The sequence below is a fragment of the Faecalicatena contorta genome (assembly GCF_021531995.1).
GTDB lineage: Bacteria > Bacillota > Clostridia > Lachnospirales > Lachnospiraceae > Dorea_A > Dorea_A contorta_A.
In genome coordinates this window covers 26,013-44,332 of record NZ_JAFBIZ010000001.1, presented here as the reverse complement: position 1 = coordinate 44,332, position 18,320 = coordinate 26,013, and the positions used below count along the sequence as shown (strand labels likewise).

Below are 18,320 nucleotides of genomic sequence, written 5' to 3'. Positions count from 1 at the left end.
ATGGTGATGTATGGTGTATGGAATGAAAAAGATACGTATATGGCAGAGTCTGATCCTGATGATTGTACTTTTCTGGTTGTCTGTGCTGCCTCTTTGCGCAGAAGAAAACGGAGGACAGAAGACAGAGGACATGCCGGAAAACCTGTACGCCCGGTCGGCGGTATTGATGGACGCTGACAGTGGGCGTGTTTTGTTTGGAAAAGAAGAAGATGTCATAAGACCGATGGCGAGTACGACAAAGATTATGACGTGCATTCTCGCGCTGGAGCAGATGGAAGATGGACAGACGGTGACGGTATCAGAATATGCGGCCGGACAGCCCAAAGTGAAGCTTGGGGTGCAGGTTGGAGAAGAATTTTATCTCAGAGATCTGCTGTATTCTTTGATGCTGGAGTCTCATAATGACACTGCGGTGATCATTGCAGAGGGAATGGCTGGAACATCAGAGGCTTTTGCTGACATGATGAATCAGAAGGCGAAAAAGATCGGGTGTGACCATACTTATTTTGTAACACCAAATGGTCTGGATGGAGAAGATGATGGAGGAATTCATTCGACGACTGCCACTGATCTTGCGAGGATCATGAGATACTGTATCATGGAATCTCCATCAAAAGAGGAGTTTCTGGAGATTACCGCGACCAGATCCTATCAGTTTCAGAATGTGGACCAGAGCCGTTCATTTTCCTGTAATAACCACAACGCATTTCTGGATATGATGGAGGGGGCTTTGACCGGGAAAACCGGATTTACCGGAGAAGCGGGGTATTGTTATGTGGGTGCCTTAAGAAGAGATGACCGTACATTTATTGTTGCACTTCTGGCGTGCGGATGGCCGGATCATAAAGGGTATAAATGGGCAGATACCAGAAAGCTTATGGAATATGGAATTGAACACTATCATTATCAAAATGTATGGAAGGAACTGTCGCTCCCAAAGTTGTCTGTGTCTGGTGCCGTATCGGATCAGAATCCATATGCAGATCGTGTCGGGGTGTCGCTGGAGTTTGAAGAAAAGGGCGGAAGTCTCAGAATACTACTCGGCGAGGGAGAAAGCATCCGGACAGAAAAACAGATCACTCAGGAACTGAAAGCGCCTGTAAAAGCAGGGAAGAAAGTGGGAAGCATAAGCTATTACCTCGAAGAACAGGAAATAGGTGTGTTTTCGGTTGTAACGTCAGAAACGGTGGAAAAACGGGATCTGAAGTGGTGCCTGTTATGGCTTGTGAAAAAGCTGTGCCTCTGATGGAAAGAGGGACGGCGGTTGATTTTCAGGGGTGATGCTTTTATAATAAAGAAAATGTGTCAATATACAAAAGGAGACGAAAGTAAATGTCTATCGAAAAAGTAAGAGAATATTTCAGACAATATGGAATGGAAGAAAGGGTAAGAGAAGAAGAGCATTCCAGTGCTACGGTTGAGGAAGCGGCAGAGGCGCTGGGATGCGAACCGCAGCGTATAGCAAAGACATTGTCTTTCTATATGGGAGAATCAGCAATTCTGATCGTGACGGCTGGGGATCGAAAGATTGATAATAAAAAGTATCGAAAGTATTTTGGATGTAAAGCACATATGCTGAAGTTTGAAGATGTCGAACCGATGATCGGACATGCTGTAGGCGGCGTGTGCCCGTTTGGAATTCATGAAGGCATAGATGTATATCTGGATGAATCACTGAAACGATTTGAAACGGTATTTCCGGCGGCAGGAAGCGGCAACAGTATGATTGAGCTTACGATACCGGAGCTGGAACAGTACAGCCGTTCTAAAGCCTGGATCGATGTGTGCAGAGAATGATAAGAGGGTTAGGCATGGAGATCAGTAAGTTAAAGGAAGATGCTGTTCACGGGACGGCGGAATTTCCGATGGCGGTCTATCAGTGGGAGGGAACATACCGGTTTCCGGTGCCTCTTCACTGGCATGATGAAGCTGAGATGATCTGTCTGGAAAAGGGCAGGTTTCATATGTCTGTTAATATGAAAGAAATGACGGTAGATGCACCGGCTCTGGTGTTTATTGAACCACAGGAGATTCATTCTGTTCTGCTGGAAGAAAAACAAAAAGAAAGTGCACTGGTCTTTCGCAGGCATATGTTGAGTTTTGAATATTATGATCTGACTCAGTATCAGATTATCCGTCCTCTTCTGGAAGGGAGGATCCGTTTTCCGAGAGTGATTGATCCGCGTCAGGAAGCGTGGGATGAAATCAGCCATATCTACCGGAATATGTACAGTCAGATTCTGAGAAAGGATCTTGGATCAAAGCTGAGGATAAAGGCAGGACTTTATCAGATGCTGGCATGTCTGTATGAACAGGGAATGCTGGAAAATGTTCCGGTCAGAGAAGTTTCAGATTCAGACCGGATCAATGTAATGAAAAGGGTACTGAGTTTCATACATGAAGCATACGGACGAAAATTGTCCGTGGATGAGATTGCGGGCGTTGCAGGAATGAATCCACAGTATTTCTGCCGTTATTTTAAAAAGATTACAGGGAAAACGGTCACAGAATATGTGAATGATATTCGGATTAATCATGCGGCTGAAGCATTGTCACAGACGGAGGATAAGATTACGGATATCGCGTTTCGCTGCGGTTATGATAATGTGGGATATTTTATCCGGAGATTTCAGAAGACAAAGAATATGACTCCGTCAGCATATCGGCAATTCGGTCAGAAAAAGTCAAAATAGTATAATATGTTCTCAAGATAGGAGAAGAATTCTTTTCCTTAGGAAGGTATAATTCGAATAAAGAATGAAGAAGCTTTGATGGAGGATATTATTTATGAAGACAAAATGGTGGCATGATAAAGTTGCATATCAGATCTATCCCAAGAGTTTTAAAGACAGCAATGGTGATGGAATCGGAGACCTGCGGGGGATTATTGAAAAACTGGATTACCTGGAAAGTCTGGGAATTGACCTGCTGTGGCTGTCTCCTGTCTATCAGTCTCCTTTTGTAGATCAGGGATATGATATATCTGATTATTATAAGATTGCAGAAGAATTCGGGACCATGGAAGAATTCGATGAACTGTTGGAAAAGGCGAAAGAGCATCATATTCAGATCGTGATGGATCTGGTAATCAATCACTGTTCGGACAGACATGAATGGTTTCAGAAGGCGCTTAAGGATCCGGAAGGGGAATATGCAGATTACTTTTATTTTGTGAAAGGGAAAAACGGGAATCCGCCGAACAATTACCGGTCTTATTTCGGAGGAAGTGCATGGGAACAGGTGCCGGGAACGGACAAGTATTACCTGCATATGTTTGCAAAAGAGCAGCCGGATCTGAACTGGGAAAATCCCAGAGTCCGGCAGGAACTTTTTGAGATGGTAAACTGGTGGCTGGATAAAGGGATTGCCGGATTTCGTATTGACGCGATCATTAATATTAAGAAAAATCTTACATTTCCGGATTGTGAACCAGATGGACCGGACGGATTGAGATCCTGTGTGCATATGGTAGAAGAGGCAGAGGGGATTGGGGAGTTTCTGGGCGAGTTAAAGCAAGAGACATTTGCAAAGTACGATGCATTTACGGTAGGAGAAGTCTTTAATATGAAAGAATCCGAGCTTGAGCAGTTTGTGGGAGATGATGGGTATTTTTCTACGATGTTTGATTTTGCGCCGCATATTCTGACAGAAGGTGAAAAAGGGTGGTATGATGCGAAAGAGGCTGAATTCACGGAGTGGAAAAAGACGATCATAGATTCTCAGCTGAGGTGTCAGGGAAAGGCGTTCCTGGCCAACATCATTGAAAATCATGATGAACCAAGAGGGGCTAGCCGTTATCTTCCAGAACATGCAAAGACACCGGACGGAGCAAAGATGCTTGGAACCATAAGTCTGCTCCTTCGAGGAATTCCATTTATCTACCAGGGACAGGAGATTGGAATGGTTAACTGCCGGATGAGTGATGTGAACGAATATGATGATATTGATACTTACCATCAGTATCAGGCAGCACTGGATGCCGGCTGCAGCAAGGAGGAGGCATTGGAGGCGTGTTGCCGCCACAGCCGTGATAATGCGAGAACTCCAATGCAGTGGGATGACAGTGCATCTGCAGGGTTCACGGATGGAATCCCCTGGATTAAAGTAAATGAAAATTATCGGGAGATCAATGTGGCATCTCAGGAAAAGAATCCGAATTCTGTGCTGAATTATTATCGAAAACTGATTCGCCTGAAAAAAGATCCGAAGTGGCGGGAGGTATTTGCACAGGGAGAATTTATTCCATTTCTGGAAAAGGATGAACAGATATTTGCATTTGCCAGGCGAGCAGAGACAGCGCAGGTTGTGGTTCTTGCAAATTTCGGAATTCGCGAGCAGACGGTGGATCTTATGCGGGAACTTGGGACTGTGTCAGAGCAGATGCTTCTTGGTAATACAGAACGGAAGCTGGAAATTGGAGAGACGAAGGTTACGCTATATCCATGTGATGTGGTTGTGCTCAGTGTGAAGTAATTACAGAATAGAAATATCATTTAAAATATACACAGAAAATACGGACAGGGATCGATGTGAAAAATATGGAATGCTTCTATATTTTTTGTATCGATCCTTGTTGACGGCAATGGGAAAATTGTGGTATTTTAATGATATCTTATAAGAAGTCATGCAGTATTCCTGCTTACAGATCTGTAAAAGAATTTCCAAAGGTAGAAACATTTTTTGATTGACATTTAGAGAGAAGTATAATACTATATTAATCAGAAAACGAACACTCGTTCGATGCACGGAGAAGGAGAAGTAAATATGGTAAATGAGAATAAAAAACGCGCACTTGATGCTGCGATTGCAAAATTAGAGAAGGACTATGGAAAGGGAACCGTCATGCGTCTGGGTGACCCGTCTGCACAGGTTGCAGTTGAGACGATTCCAACCGGTTCTCTGAGTCTGGATCTGGCCCTTGGACTTGGGGGAGTTCCCAAGGGACGTATTGTTGAGATATACGGACCGGAATCCAGTGGTAAGACAACGGTTGCACTGCATATGATTGCTGAAGTACAGAAAAGAGGCGGGATCGCCGGATTTATTGATGCAGAGCATGCGCTGGATCCAGTCTATGCGAAGAATATTGGTGTAGATATTGATGAATTATATATATCTCAGCCGGACAGTGGTGATCAGGCTCTGGAGATTACCGAGACGATGGTAAGATCTGGCGCCATGGATATCATTGTTATTGACTCGGTTGCCGCACTTGTGCCAAAGCAGGAGATTGAAGGCGACATGGGAGACAGTCATGTGGGTCTTCAGGCAAGATTGATGTCTCAGGCGCTTCGTAAGCTTACCCCGGTGATCAGCAAGTCCAATTGCGTGGTTATATTTATCAATCAGCTGCGTGAAAAAGTCGGAGTAATGTTTGGTAATCCGGAGACAACGACCGGCGGACGTGCGCTGAAGTTCTATGCTTCTGTTCGTATGGATGTCAGAAGGATTGAGACACTGAAACAGAACGGAGAGATGATTGGAAACAGAACTCGCGTGAAAGTTGTCAAGAATAAGATCGCACCTCCGTTTAAAGAAGCGGAATTTGATATTATGTTTGGAAAGGGAATTTCTCAGGAAGGAGACATTCTGGATCTTGCAGTAAACTGTAATCTGGTAAGCAAGAGTGGATCCTGGTTTGCCTATAACGGGGATAAGATCGGTCAGGGACGTGAGAATGCAAAGATTTATCTCTCCGAACATCCGGAGATCATGGAGGAACTGGAAAAAAAGATCCGGATCCATTACCATATCGGAGAAGAATCGGAAGAGACAACAGAAGAAAAGCCGGCTCCGGCAAAGACCTCCGGAAGAAAGGCTTCGGCTGCAAAAGAGGAAGAATAGATATGACGGTTACCAGTATTGAACCGGCATCAAAGACAAGATATAAAGTGTATGTAGACGGACAGTTCGCTTTTACATTGTATAAAGGCGAACTGTCTCGCTATCATATCGCAGTTGATGCCATTTTGGAAGAAGAAACATATCATGCACTTCGAAAAGAATCAGCGAAGAGAGCGAAGCTCAGAGCGATGCACTTGCTGACAGATATGGGCAGAACAGAGATGCAGCTGAGAACAAAGCTTAATCAGAACGGATACCCGGAAGATATTGTGGATGAAGCTATAGAATATGTAAAGTCTTTCGGGTATATCAATGACAGAGAGTATGCGAGAAATTTTGTGGAGTATCGTAAAGATAAAAAGAGCAGAAAAGAAATATACGCATTGCTTTGCGGAAAAGGTCTGGCTGCAGAACTGATTGAAGAAGCACTGGATGAGTGCTATCACAAAGAGGATTCCAGATGTGCGATAGAGACACTTTTGAGAAAAAAAGGTTATGATCCAAAGACTGCCGGATGGGAAAAAAGGCAGAAAATGATGGTATATCTGGTGCGAAAAGGCTTTTCCTACGAGGAGGTACACAATATAGTGTAAGTTTCTGACGGAGTGCTTGACATATTTGTGAAAAAAGTATAAAATTTAAGTGTTGTATTTGTACAATGAAAACTAAATAAGGAGGTGCTCCTGTGCCGATGGGAATATGGATTGCTGTGGCAATCGTGCTTATCATCGCAGCGGCAGTTATCAGCCATTTTGTGACAGTCTCTAATCTGAAGAAAAATGCGGAGTCAAAGATTGGCAACGCAGAAAGCAAAGCAAGACAGATCATAGATGATGCAGTAAAGACGGCTGAGGCCAAAAAGAAGGAGTCTCTTTTGGAAATTAAAGAAGAGTCTATCAAAAACAAGAATGAACTTGAAAAGGAGACGAAAGAACGCAGATCGGAATTGCAGCGTTACGAAAAGCGTGTACTTTCCAAAGAAGAGGCTTTAGACAAAAAGGCAGATGCTATCGAGAAGCGGGAAGCAGGATTTGCAGCGAAAGAAGAACAGCTGAGACAGCGCGAAGCGAAAGTGGAAGAGCTGGGCAAGCAAAGAGTACAGGAACTAGAAAGAATCTCAGGACTTACCTCCGAACAAGCAAAAGAATATTTGTTAAAAACTGTTGAAGAAGATGTTAAGCATGATACTGCGAAGATGATTAAAGAATTGGAAGCGCAGGCAAAGGAAGAAGCAGATAAAAAGGCAAAGGAATATGTCGTTACTGCTATCCAGAGATGTGCGGCAGATCATGTTGCGGAAACTACAATTTCGGTTGTGCAGCTTCCGAGTGATGAAATGAAAGGAAGAATTATTGGACGTGAAGGACGTAACATTCGTACATTAGAGACATTAACAGGTGTTGAGCTGATTATCGATGATACTCCGGAAGCCGTCGTATTGTCAGGCTTTGATCCAATAAGAAGAGAAGTCGCCAGAATTGCGCTTGAAAAACTGATCGTTGACGGACGAATTCATCCGGCAAGGATTGAAGAGATGGTTGAAAAGGCGCAAAAAGAAGTAGATGCCATGATCAGGGAAGAAGGAGAAGCAGCAGCTCTGGAAGTGGGAGTTCACGGTATTCATCCGGAACTTATCAGACTTCTTGGACGTATGAAGTTCAGAACCAGCTACGGACAGAATGCTCTCAGACATTCTGTTGAGGTTGCTCAACTTTCAGGTCTTTTAGCGGGCGAGATCGGACTGGATGTCAGAATCGCCAAACGTGCAGGTCTCCTGCATGATATAGGAAAATCTATTGATCATGATGTCGAAGGTTCTCACATTCAGATCGGTGTGGACCTTTGTAGAAAATATAAGGAGTCAGCAACTGTTATCAATGCAGTTGAGGCTCATCACGGCGACGTCGAACCAGAAACTTTGATTGCGTGTGTGGTTCAAGCAGCGGATACGATATCTGCAGCAAGACCAGGCGCAAGAAGAGAAACATTAGAAACATATACAAACAGGTTAAAACAATTAGAAGATATCACCAACCAGTTTAAGGGTGTTGATAAATCTTTTGCAATTCAGGCAGGTAGAGAGATTCGCGTTATGGTAGTTCCAGAACAGGTATCTGACGCAGACATGGTATTAATGGCCAGAGATATCGCTAAACAGATTGAGTATGAGTTAGAATATCCAGGACAGATTAAGGTCAATGTAATTCGTGAGTCACGAGTTACGGACTATGCCAAGTAGAAGATAAATGAAGGGGAAGTTTCGTATAATAACGGAAAGTTATGAGCGGGGCTTCCTTGTTTTTATTCTATGAGGAACAATGTCCCCAAAAGACCATAATGGTTTGTTGCTGCGAGGAGATATGAAAAAGCAGGAGGTGAAAAATATGGATAACGAGGTAAAGAGAATAGGCAGAGAACTGGCATATAAGGGGGTTATCCTGAATGTATACAAAGATCATATGAGCTTTGCCAATGGTAATACAGCAGAATGGGATTTTATTCATCATGATGGTGCGGCAGCCGTTGTACCGGTGCTGGATGACGGAAGAATCCTGATGGTAAGACAATATCGTAATGCATTAGAGAGAATGACACTTGAGATTCCGGCAGGAAAACTGGATGATCCGAAAGAAGCAGGGATTGTATGTGCAGCGAGAGAACTGGAAGAAGAGACCGGTTATCGCTCGGATGATCTGGAGTGGCTGGTAACAATACGTACAACAGTAGCTTTCTGTGACGAAAAGATTGATATCTATGTTGCAAAAAATCTGATTCCTTCCAGACAGCATCTGGATGAAGACGAATATGTGGATGCAAAAGCATATACACTGCAGGAATTAAAAGATATGATCTTTGCAGGCAGGATTGAAGATTCCAAAACTATGGCTGCGATACTGGCATATGAATCAAAATATCTGATGCAAAAATAGAATATATAAAAATGCCCGGCATATAATGAAGTATCTTGGCAAAGGGAGGAATATTTGTGAAGATACCGGAAAGCAAAAAGTATTGTGTTATGTTTTCTATGCTGGGCTTTTTTTCTGGGATTCTGTATGGAAACCTTGTTTCGAAGAATTATATCATGAGCATGGGAATCTTTAATGTGTTTTTTTTGGAACAATATCGTCAGACGGATATCAGGACAACAGAGTATGTCTGGTATATTATCAGAATCAGACTGATGCCGCTTTCTGTATTGATCATTGGCGGGACAACAAAGATCCGTAAATTGGTTGTGTACGCTTTTCTGCTCTGGACATGCTTTCTTGGCGGTATATTACTTACATCGGCTGTCATGAAGATGGGAGTAAAAGGATTAATATTATGTCTGATCGGAATGATTCCTCAGGCAGTATTTTACGCGGGTGGCTATCTGATTCTTCTCTGGTATATTCTTGCATATCCGATCAACAGATGGAATATATCGAAAACTATATGTCTGGCACTGTGTATGATGCTTGGAATTCTGACTGAATGTTACGTGAATCCTGTAATCATGCAGTTATTTCTGCAGGCACTCTGACAGGTGGTCTTGAATATAGAGAATAAAAAGATGTTGCCACATCAGTACTCCCTATTTAAGTAATATCTCAGGTAGATGAGGGAAGTACAGAATACAAAAAGCTGACTTGCCAGAAGTCCCCACAGGTATCCGGATATCCCAAATGCCGGAATCAGAAAGAAGACACCTGAGATTCGTATTCCCAGACTAAGAGTTTGAATAAGGAAGGATAGGGTTGTTTTACCGATTCCGTTAATAATGCTGGTCAGGGAAGTGTTAGTATACAGAAACGGGCACATCCAGGCAAGTGTAAGAATAAAGTCTCCTGCCATCGTACTGTGGAATAAAAAACGACCTATCCATTTCCCGGATAATAAAAGGAGAGCGCAACATATACTTCCAAGAAAAATACAGGAGCAGACCACTTTTCTTGTCAGAAAGCGCATCTCGCCTCTGGTATTCTGTGTCTGAACCTCAGCAACGGTCGGAAGAAGCATTGTGGAGACAGAGTTTGTGATCGCAGAGGGAAATAAGATGCAGGGAAGCGCCATGCCTGTTAACACACCATAGATGCTTAATGCTTTACCGACAGACATGCCATAGTTCTGCAGATACAGTGGAATGGATACGGCTTCAATGCTCTGAAGGATATTGAGAAGAACCCGGCTTCCGGTAAGAGGCAGTGACAGTTTCAGCAATTCATGGCAATGTTTCAAAAAAGAAAACGGATCAGGAAGAAGGGAACTCCTGAAGTGTTGTTTCCTGGAGATGTGCTGCAGACAATAAAGAGAAGAAAAGACTTCTCCGGCAATCAGGCCGGCTACTGCGATGGATATGCCGGGAGTCAGTCCCTGACGTGTACTGTACAGATAGATCAGCCAGACACTGCCTATGCGTACTGTCTGCTCAACTAATTGAGAGACTGCCGGTATATAAGTCCGCTTCAGTCCAAGATAGTATCCACAGATGCAGCTGTGAACAGATGCAAAAGGAAACGCGTAGGAAAGCATGACAAGAAGATCGAAGCATCGTATATCATGCAGAAAAATGGTAGAGATATCAGCGGCATATCTCTGGATCAAGAATGTAATCGCACAGGATGTACTTATTGTTAGGATCAGACTGGTACCAAGAAGCTCACAGGCTTCTTTTTTTTTGTTTTCTGCAACATATTTTGCAGTGCATCTGGAGAGCGCAAGTTCAATACCGGCACAGGTGAGGGAAAAGCAGAGTGCATAGACAGGAAATACAAGCTGATACAGCCCGATGTTTTCTTCGCCGAATGTATGACTTAAAAACATACGATAAAAAAAACCCATGAAACGGGTAATAAAACCAGTCATCGTTAAAATGAAAGTTCCTTTTAAAATGGTTCGTGTACGGGACATGACTGCCTCCTGTAAAATTACCTGTTATTATATCATATTGCAGATTGGTGCTTGACAGAACACAAAAGCAGTGATATTCTACATAAAGAAATCCTAGCAAAACACTGGGGATTAAAAGAAGGTGATACGATGAAGCTTTCCACAAAAGGAAGGTATGGGCTCAGAGCAATGATCGATCTTGCCAGATACAGCGAAGAGGAACCGGTCTCAATTGGAAGTGTTGCTCTACGGCAGAATATTTCGGAAAGATATCTGGAACAATTGTTTGCGCTGTTAAAAAAGGCGGATCTGGTGAAGAGCATCCGTGGAGCATCGGGAGGATATGTTCTTGCAAAAAAGGCAGAAGAGATATCGGTCGGTGATATATTACGGGCGCTGGAAGGGAGTCTGGAACCGGTAAAATGTGCGGCGTTTTATTCGGAAGAAGGATGTATGGCTTCCGATGGATGTGTAACGAAGTATGTGTGGCAGAAGATCAATGACAGTATCAACCAGACGGTCAATGAGATCATGCTGGACGAACTGGTACGGGAGAGCAGGGATCTGAATCCGGAAGGCGAATGTACCAGCCATAGATGTAATCAATAATGAATGCTAAGAGAAAACGGAGGAAAAAAGAATGAGCAGATTATTATATTTGGACAATGCAGCAACAACGAAAACAGCACCGGAAGTAGTAGAGGCAATGCTTCCATATTTTACAGAAAAATTCGGTAATCCATCTACTGTATACAGTTTTGCTGCCGGGAATAAAGAGGCGATCAGCCAGCAGAGAGATATTATTGCACAGACACTGGGAGCAAAGGCGAATGAGATCTATTTTACAGCCGGCGGCTCAGAGTCGGATAACTGGGCGTTAAAGGCAACTGCAGAAGCTTACGGGCAGAAGGGAAATCATATTATTACTACAAAGATTGAACATCATGCCATCCTTCATTCTGCAGAGTATCTGGAAAAAAGAGGATTTGAAGTGACTTATCTTGATGTGGATGAGGACGGAAAAGTGAAACTGGATGATCTGAAAGCGGCGATTCGTCCAACAACGATTCTGATCTCAGTGATGTTTGCAAATAATGAGATCGGAACGATACAGCCGATTAAGGAGATCGGAGAGATCGCACATGAGCATGGAATTCTGTTCCATACCGATGCGGTTCAGGCATACGGACAGCTTCCGATCAATGTAGATGAGTATCATATAGATATGCTGAGTGCCAGCGGACATAAGTTCAATGGCCCGAAGGGAATTGGATTTTTATATATCCGTACCGGTGTTAAGATCCGTTCCTTTGTACATGGCGGTGCGCAGGAAAGAAAACGTCGTGCCGGAACGGAAAATGTTCCCGGAATTATCGGAATCGGAACTGCGGCAAAACGTGCAGCTGAGTCAATGACAGAAAGAACCACAAAAGAGAGAGAAGTCAGAGATTATCTGATCGATCGTGTGTTGAATGAGATCCCTTACAGCCGCCTGAATGGACACAGAACAGACCGACTTCCAAACAATGCAAACTTCAGTTTCCAGTTTGTGGAAGGAGAATCACTGCTGATCAAACTGGATATGAAGGGAATCTGTGCATCCAGTGGTTCTGCATGTACTTCAGGCTCTCTTGATCCGTCCCATGTACTCCTGGCAATCGGTCTTCCTCATGAGATCGCACATGGATCACTGCGTTTGACTCTGAATGAAGAGATCAGCAGAGAAGATATTGATTATGTAGTGGATAATCTGAAAGAGATTGTTACACACTTAAGAGAGATGTCTCCTCTTTATGAGGATTTTATCAAAAAATAATCAGAAATAAATAATAAAAATAAGACAGATATGAAAAGGAGATAATATATGTATTCAGAAAAAGTAATGGACCATTTTGAACATCCGAGAAATGTTGGCGAGATAGAGAATCCGAGTGGTGTTGGAACTGTAGGAAATGCCAAATGTGGAGATATCATGAGAATATATCTGGATATTGATGAGAACCAGATTATACAGGATGTAAAGTTTAAAACATTTGGCTGTGGAGCTGCCGTTGCGACCAGCAGCATGGCAACGGAGATGGTGAAAGGAAAGACTGTTCAGGAGGCTATGCAGGTAACCAATAAAGCGGTTATGGAAGCGCTGGACGGACTCCCGCCGGTGAAGGTACATTGTTCTCTGCTTGCGGAAGAAGCAATTCACGCTGCACTGTGGGACTATGCACAGAAACATGATATCAAAATTGAAGGATTGGAAAAGCCGAAATCAGATATTCATGAAGGCGAAGAAGCGGAAGAAGAAGAGTATTAAAGCCGGGGAACGATGATGGAAAAAAAGAAAGTTGTAGTCGGCATGTCAGGAGGCGTGGACTCTTCCGTTGCTGCATATTTACTGAAGAAACAGGGATATGATGTGATCGGAGTGACGATGCAGATCTGGCAGGACGAAGAAGAGATTGTGCAGGAAGAACAGGGAGGATGCTGTGGAATCTCAGCGGTTGAAGATGCAAGAAGAGTGGCTGCGTCTCTGAATATTCCATATTATGTCATGAATTTCAAGCAGGAATTTAAAAAACATGTCATCGACTACTTTATGGATGATTATCTTAACGGAAGAACTCCGAATCCATGTATTGCATGCAACCGCTATGTAAAATGGGAAGCGCTTTTAAAACGCAGCATGGATATTGGAGCGGATTATATTGCAACCGGACATTATGCGAGGATTGAACGGCTTGCGAACGGTCGGTATGCGATTGGCACATCGGCGTCAAACGGAAAGGACCAGACTTATGCATTGTACAATCTGACGCAGGATCAGCTGGCACATACACTTATGCCGGTGGGAGAATATGAGAAAGATCAGATTCGTGCCATTGCGCAGGAGATTGGGCTTCGTGTGGCAAACAAGCCGGACAGCCAGGATATCTGTTTCGTACCGGATGGAGATTATGCTTCTTATATTGAAGAACATGTAGATGCGGATACAGGAAAGCGTCTGTGTCCGGGCAACTTTGTTCTGGCAGACGGAACTGTTGTGGGAAAGCATAGAGGAATCATTCACTATACAGTTGGTCAGAGAAAAGGACTGGGACTTTCCCTTGGACATCCGGTGTTTGTATTGGAGATTCGTCCGGATACGAATGAGGTTGTTGTTGGAACAAATGAGGAATCGATGTCATATTATGTGAGAGCAAACCGGGTAAATTTCATGTCGGAAGAGGATCTGACAGAAAGAAAACGTGTGTGGGCAAAAATCCGCTATAATCACAGAGGTGCATGGTGTACAGTTGAGAAAACAGATGAAGATGAGATATTATGTACATTTGATGAACCGCAGAGAGCAATCACACCCGGCCAGGCTGTTGTACTGTATGATGGTGAGTATGTTCTGGGTGGAGGAACAATTATAGGAGACAAGTAATATTATGAGAGCAGACGTGCATATGCATACAAATTTTTCACATGACTCTTCGTCTACGCCGGAAGAGATGATTCGGGGGGCGATAGAAAAGGGGCTGGAAGTGATCTGTTTTACCGATCATTATGACAAAGACAATATGGACTGGGGACCGGAAGATATATTTGATCCGAAAGAGTATTTCCGGGTGCTTCCGCCGCTGAAGGAAAAATACAGAGATCAGATTGATGTAAGAATCGGAGTGGAACTTGGGATTCAACCATATCTGGAATCATATTACCGGGAATTTGTCAAGAAGTATCCGTTTGATTTTGTGATTGGATCCGTGCACTGTATATGGAAGATGGATATTGCCTACGGAGAGATTTTTAACGGACACACGGATGAAGAGATCTATCGAGCTGTACTGGAAGAGACGCTGGAAGATGTAAGACTGTATGAAGATTATGATGTTCTGGGACATCTGGATTATATGGTCCGATATGGAGAGAATAAGGAAAAAGCGTATTCTTACCATAAGTATAAGGATCTGATTGATGAGATATTGAAAACGGTAATCGAAAAAGGCAGAGGAATTGAACTGAATACAGCCGGTTTAAAATATGGGCTTCCGTTTGCACATCCACATCCGGATGTGCTGAAAAGATACCGGGAACTTGGCGGTGAGATTATTACGGTAGGTGCAGATGGACATAAACCAGAGCATATTGCGTATGATTTTTATAAGGTGTCCGATATTTTAAGGGGCTGCGGGTTTAAATATTATACAGAATTTTGCGGGCGAAAGCCGGTTTTTAAGCAACTTCAATAAAAAAAGGAAAACCCAAAGAAAGCACTTGAATTTTTGTATCAGATTTAGTACAATTGTTTCAGTTGATGAATCTTTAACAATTTTGGGTAAAGTGTTAAGGAGTTCACCATAGAAGACTGCGAAACCAGTTAATAAACAAACTTTAGGAGGAATTAATCATGGCAGTAAAAGTAGCGATTAATGGATTTGGACGTATCGGACGTCTTGCATTCAGACAGATGTTTGGAGCAGAAGGATATGAAGTTGTTGCAATCAACGACTTAACATCTCCAAAGATGCTCGCACACTTATTAAAGTATGATTCTTCACAGGGAAAATATGCTTTGGCTGATAAAGTAGAAGCAACAGAAGATTCTATCATTGTTGATGGAAAAGAAATCAAAATCTACGCAAAAGCTAACGCAGAAGAGCTTCCTTGGGGAGAAATTGGTGTAGACGTTGTTCTTGAATGTACAGGTTTCTATACCTCTAAAGAAAAAGCATCTGCTCATATCAAAGCAGGCGCTAGAAAAGTTGTTATTTCCGCACCAGCTGGAAAAGACCTGCCAACTATCGTATATAATGTTAACCACAACACACTTACAGCTGAAGATACAGTTATTTCTGCAGCTTCCTGTACAACAAACTGCTTAGCTCCTATGGCAAAAGCATTAAATGACCTTGCTCCGATCAAATCCGGTATCATGTGCACAATTCACGCTTATACAGGTGATCAGATGACACTTGATGGACCACAGAGAAAAGGTGATTTGAGAAGATCTCGTGCAGCTGCAGTTAACATTGTTCCAAACAGCACAGGTGCTGCAAAAGCAATCGGACTTGTTATTCCTGAACTGAACGGAAAATTAATCGGATCTGCTCAGCGTGTACCAACCCCAACAGGTTCTACAACAATCCTGACAGCTGTAGTTGAAGGAGAAGTTACTGTAGATCAGATCAATGAGGCTATGAAGGCTGCATCTAACGAATCTTTCGGATACAATACAGATGAGATCGTTTCTAGCGATATCGTAGGTATGAGATTTGGTTCTTTATTTGATGCAACACAGACAATGGTTCTGCCATTAGATAACGGAACAACAGAAGTTCAGGTTGTATCATGGTATGACAATGAGAACTCTTACACAAGCCAGATGGTTAGAACAATCAAATACTTTGCTGAATTAGCTTAATATTCGCGAATTGTGCTGATTGCATATCGCAAAGGGCTATTGTATAAGACTCACAAAGGGTCCGGTCTTATTGGACCGGATCCCTTTTTAATGCAGTAGAAAAGGAGGCAGTCATATGCTTAATAAAAAATCAGTAGATGATATTAATGTAAAAGGAAAAAGAGTGCTGGTAAGATGCGATTTTAATGTTCCGCTTATTGACGGAAAAATCACAGATGAGAACCGTCTTGTTGCGGCACTTCCGACAATTAAGAAATTAATTGCTGACGGTGGAAAGATTATTCTTTGTTCTCACCTTGGTAAACCGAAGGGAGAGCCAAAACCGGAATTGTCTCTGGCACCGGTAGCTGTTCGCCTGTCTGAACTGCTTGGACAGGAAGTAAAATTTGCTGCTGATCCTGAAGTGGTTGGTCCGAATGCAAAAGCTGCAGTAGAAGCAATGAAAGACGGAGAGGTAATCCTTCTTGAAAATACACGTTACAGAATCGAAGAGACAAAGAACGGAGAAGCGTTCAGCAAGGAACTGGCATCTCTGTGTGATGTGTTTGTAAATGATGCATTTGGTACTGCACATCGTGCTCACTGCTCAAATGTTGGTGTGACCCAGTTTGTAGATACTGCAGTTGTTGGATATCTGATGCAGAAGGAGATCGATTTCCTTGGAAATGCAGTAAATAACCCGGAGAGACCATTCGTGGCAATTCTCGGCGGAGCAAAAGTATCCAGCAAGATCTCTGTAATTGAGAATCTGCTTGATAAAGTAGATACGCTGATCATCGGTGGAGGAATGGCATATACATTTTCAAAAGCACAGGGTGGAAGTGTTGGAAAATCTCTGTTAGAGGAAGATTACTGCCAGTATGCACTTGATATGATTGAAAAGGCAAAGACAAAAGGTGTTAAATTATTACTTCCTGTAGATAACATTATTGCGGATGATTTTTCAAATGATGCTAATTCCAAGATTGTAAAGGCAGGAGAGATTCCAGAAGGATGGGAAGGTCTGGATATCGGACCTGAGACAGAGAAGATCTTCTGTGAGGCGGTTCAGGATGCAAAGACGGTTGTATGGAACGGACCAATGGGATGCTTTGAGATGCCGAAATTTGCTCACGGAACAGAGGCGGTTGCGGGAGCACTTGCTGATACTGATGCAACAACCATCATCGGTGGTGGTGACTCTGCAGCAGCAGTGAACCAGCTGGGATTCGGTGACAAGATGACACATATCTCCACAGGTGGCGGAGCATCACTGGAATTCCTTGAAGGAAAGGAACTGCCGGGTGTAGCAGCAGCGAATGATAAGTAAGCACCTGATGAGGCGTTTTCGAATTTGGTTTGAACATACCACAGCGTGCATACGGAATATAAGTAGTAAGGAGAATTTTTATTATGGCAAGAAAGAAAATTGTTGCAGGTAACTGGAAAATGAACAAGACTCCAAGCGAGGCAGTTGCCTTAGTTGAAGAATTAAAACCACTGGTAGCAAGCGAAGACGTTGATGTTGTATTCTGCGTTCCGGCAATCGACATCGTTCCGGTTGTTGAAGCTGTAAAAGGAAGCAACATTCAGGTTGGTGCTGAAAATATGTACTTTGAAGAAAAGGGTGCATATACTGGAGAGATCGCTCCGAATATGCTGACAGATGCCGGTGTAAAATATGTTATTCTCGGACATTCTGAGAGAAGAGAGTATTTTGGAGAGACCAATGAAGATATCAACAAGAAGATGCTGAAAGCGTTTGAGCATGGTCTTACACCGATCATGTGCTGTGGTGAGACTCTGGAACAGAGAGAACAGGGCGTAACTATGGACTTTATCCGTCAGCAGGTGAAGGTTGGATTCCAGAATGTGACCGCAGATCAGGCAAAAGAAGCAGTGATCGCTTATGAGCCAATCTGGGCAATCGGCACCGGAAAGACAGCTACAACAGAGCAGGCAGAAGAAGTGTGTGCAGGTATCCGTGCATGCATCGCTGAGGTATATGATGAGGCGACAGCAGAAGCAATTCGTATTCAGTATGGTGGATCTGTAAATGCAGGAAACGCAGCTGAATTATTTGCACAGGCTGACATTGACGGCGGTCTTGTAGGCGGTGCTTCTCTGAAAGCTGATTTTGGAAAGATCGTAAACTACAAATAAGCAGATAGTATTTGCCGTAGGAGGCAGGAATATTGCTTCCTGCGGCTTTTGTGCTGTTTTA

Annotated in this window: 18 protein-coding genes; 17 read left to right on the top strand and 1 reads right to left on the bottom strand. The window is 43.1% G+C overall.

What is annotated here, in order from left to right; genetic code table 11:
• Positions 1-22 precede the first annotated feature (22 nt).
• The 9 genes from JQM82_RS00205 to JQM82_RS00165 all read left to right on the top strand — a co-directional run bounded on the left by JQM82_RS00205 (position 23) and on the right by JQM82_RS00165 (position 9,370).
• Positions 23-1,246, top strand: a complete 1,224-nt coding sequence (locus JQM82_RS00205) for a D-alanyl-D-alanine carboxypeptidase family protein (protein ID WP_235247792.1) — start codon at positions 23-25, stop codon at positions 1,244-1,246.
• A gap of 86 nt (positions 1,247-1,332) precedes the next feature.
• Positions 1,333-1,797, top strand: coding sequence for a YbaK/EbsC family protein (locus JQM82_RS00200; protein WP_235247791.1), 465 nt, complete (start codon positions 1,333-1,335; stop codon positions 1,795-1,797).
• A 14-nt stretch (positions 1,798-1,811) separates the two neighbouring features.
• On the top strand, positions 1,812-2,693 hold the full coding sequence (locus tag JQM82_RS00195) for an AraC family transcriptional regulator (RefSeq protein ID WP_235247790.1): 882 nt from the start codon (positions 1,812-1,814) through the stop codon (positions 2,691-2,693).
• Positions 2,694-2,787: 94 nt separating this feature from the next.
• Positions 2,788-4,473 (top strand): alpha-glucosidase, encoded by a 1,686-nt coding sequence (locus tag JQM82_RS00190; protein ID WP_235247789.1) that lies wholly within the window; start codon positions 2,788-2,790, stop codon positions 4,471-4,473.
• Positions 4,474-4,764: 291 nt separating this feature from the next.
• Positions 4,765-5,844: a recombinase RecA gene (recA, locus tag JQM82_RS00185; protein ID WP_235247788.1), complete on the top strand. Its 1,080-nt coding sequence runs from the start codon at positions 4,765-4,767 to the stop codon at positions 5,842-5,844.
• Between the two features lie 2 nt (positions 5,845-5,846).
• Positions 5,847-6,437: a regulatory protein RecX gene (locus tag JQM82_RS00180; protein WP_235247787.1), complete on the top strand. Its 591-nt coding sequence runs from the start codon at positions 5,847-5,849 to the stop codon at positions 6,435-6,437.
• A gap of 98 nt (positions 6,438-6,535) precedes the next feature.
• Positions 6,536-8,083, top strand: a complete 1,548-nt coding sequence (gene rny / locus JQM82_RS00175) for a ribonuclease Y (RefSeq protein ID WP_268827624.1) — start codon at positions 6,536-6,538, stop codon at positions 8,081-8,083.
• A gap of 145 nt (positions 8,084-8,228) precedes the next feature.
• On the top strand, positions 8,229-8,774 hold the full coding sequence (locus JQM82_RS00170; RefSeq protein WP_235247784.1) for an NUDIX hydrolase: 546 nt from the start codon (positions 8,229-8,231) through the stop codon (positions 8,772-8,774).
• A gap of 56 nt (positions 8,775-8,830) precedes the next feature.
• Positions 8,831-9,370: a stage II sporulation protein M gene (locus JQM82_RS00165; protein ID WP_235247782.1), complete on the top strand. Its 540-nt coding sequence runs from the start codon at positions 8,831-8,833 to the stop codon at positions 9,368-9,370.
• 41 nt (positions 9,371-9,411) lie between these two features.
• Here the strand turns inward: JQM82_RS00165 and JQM82_RS00160 are convergent, their stop codons facing one another.
• Positions 9,412-10,737, bottom strand: coding sequence for a polysaccharide biosynthesis protein (locus tag JQM82_RS00160; RefSeq protein WP_235247780.1), 1,326 nt, complete (start codon positions 10,735-10,737; stop codon positions 9,412-9,414).
• A gap of 129 nt (positions 10,738-10,866) precedes the next feature.
• On the opposite strand from JQM82_RS00160, the gene JQM82_RS00155 reads away from it, so the two are divergent.
• The 8 genes from JQM82_RS00155 (at position 10,867) to tpiA (ending at position 18,259) form a co-directional block, all read left to right on the top strand.
• Positions 10,867-11,325 (top strand): RrF2 family transcriptional regulator, encoded by a 459-nt coding sequence (locus JQM82_RS00155; protein ID WP_235247849.1) that lies wholly within the window; start codon positions 10,867-10,869, stop codon positions 11,323-11,325.
• 31 nt (positions 11,326-11,356) lie between these two features.
• Entirely contained in the window at positions 11,357-12,532 is a 1,176-nt protein-coding gene (gene nifS / locus JQM82_RS00150; protein WP_235247779.1) for a cysteine desulfurase NifS, read from the top strand.
• A 48-nt stretch (positions 12,533-12,580) separates the two neighbouring features.
• A complete protein-coding gene (gene nifU, locus JQM82_RS00145) occupies positions 12,581-13,024 on the top strand; it encodes a Fe-S cluster assembly scaffold protein NifU (RefSeq protein WP_235247778.1) in 444 nt (147 codons plus the stop codon).
• Between the two features lie 15 nt (positions 13,025-13,039).
• Entirely contained in the window at positions 13,040-14,137 is a 1,098-nt protein-coding gene (mnmA, locus tag JQM82_RS00140; RefSeq protein ID WP_235247848.1) for a tRNA 2-thiouridine(34) synthase MnmA, read from the top strand.
• 4 nt (positions 14,138-14,141) lie between these two features.
• A complete protein-coding gene (locus JQM82_RS00135; protein WP_235247777.1) occupies positions 14,142-14,945 on the top strand; it encodes a histidinol-phosphatase HisJ family protein in 804 nt (267 codons plus the stop codon).
• 158 nt (positions 14,946-15,103) lie between these two features.
• Complete coding sequence (gap, locus tag JQM82_RS00130) at positions 15,104-16,117, top strand: type I glyceraldehyde-3-phosphate dehydrogenase (RefSeq protein ID WP_235247776.1); 1,014 nt, start codon at positions 15,104-15,106, stop codon at positions 16,115-16,117.
• A gap of 115 nt (positions 16,118-16,232) precedes the next feature.
• On the top strand, positions 16,233-17,426 hold the full coding sequence (locus JQM82_RS00125; protein ID WP_235247775.1) for a phosphoglycerate kinase: 1,194 nt from the start codon (positions 16,233-16,235) through the stop codon (positions 17,424-17,426).
• Between the two features lie 83 nt (positions 17,427-17,509).
• Entirely contained in the window at positions 17,510-18,259 is a 750-nt protein-coding gene (gene tpiA / locus JQM82_RS00120; protein ID WP_235247774.1) for a triose-phosphate isomerase, read from the top strand.
• The last annotated feature ends 61 nt before the right edge of the window (positions 18,260-18,320 follow it).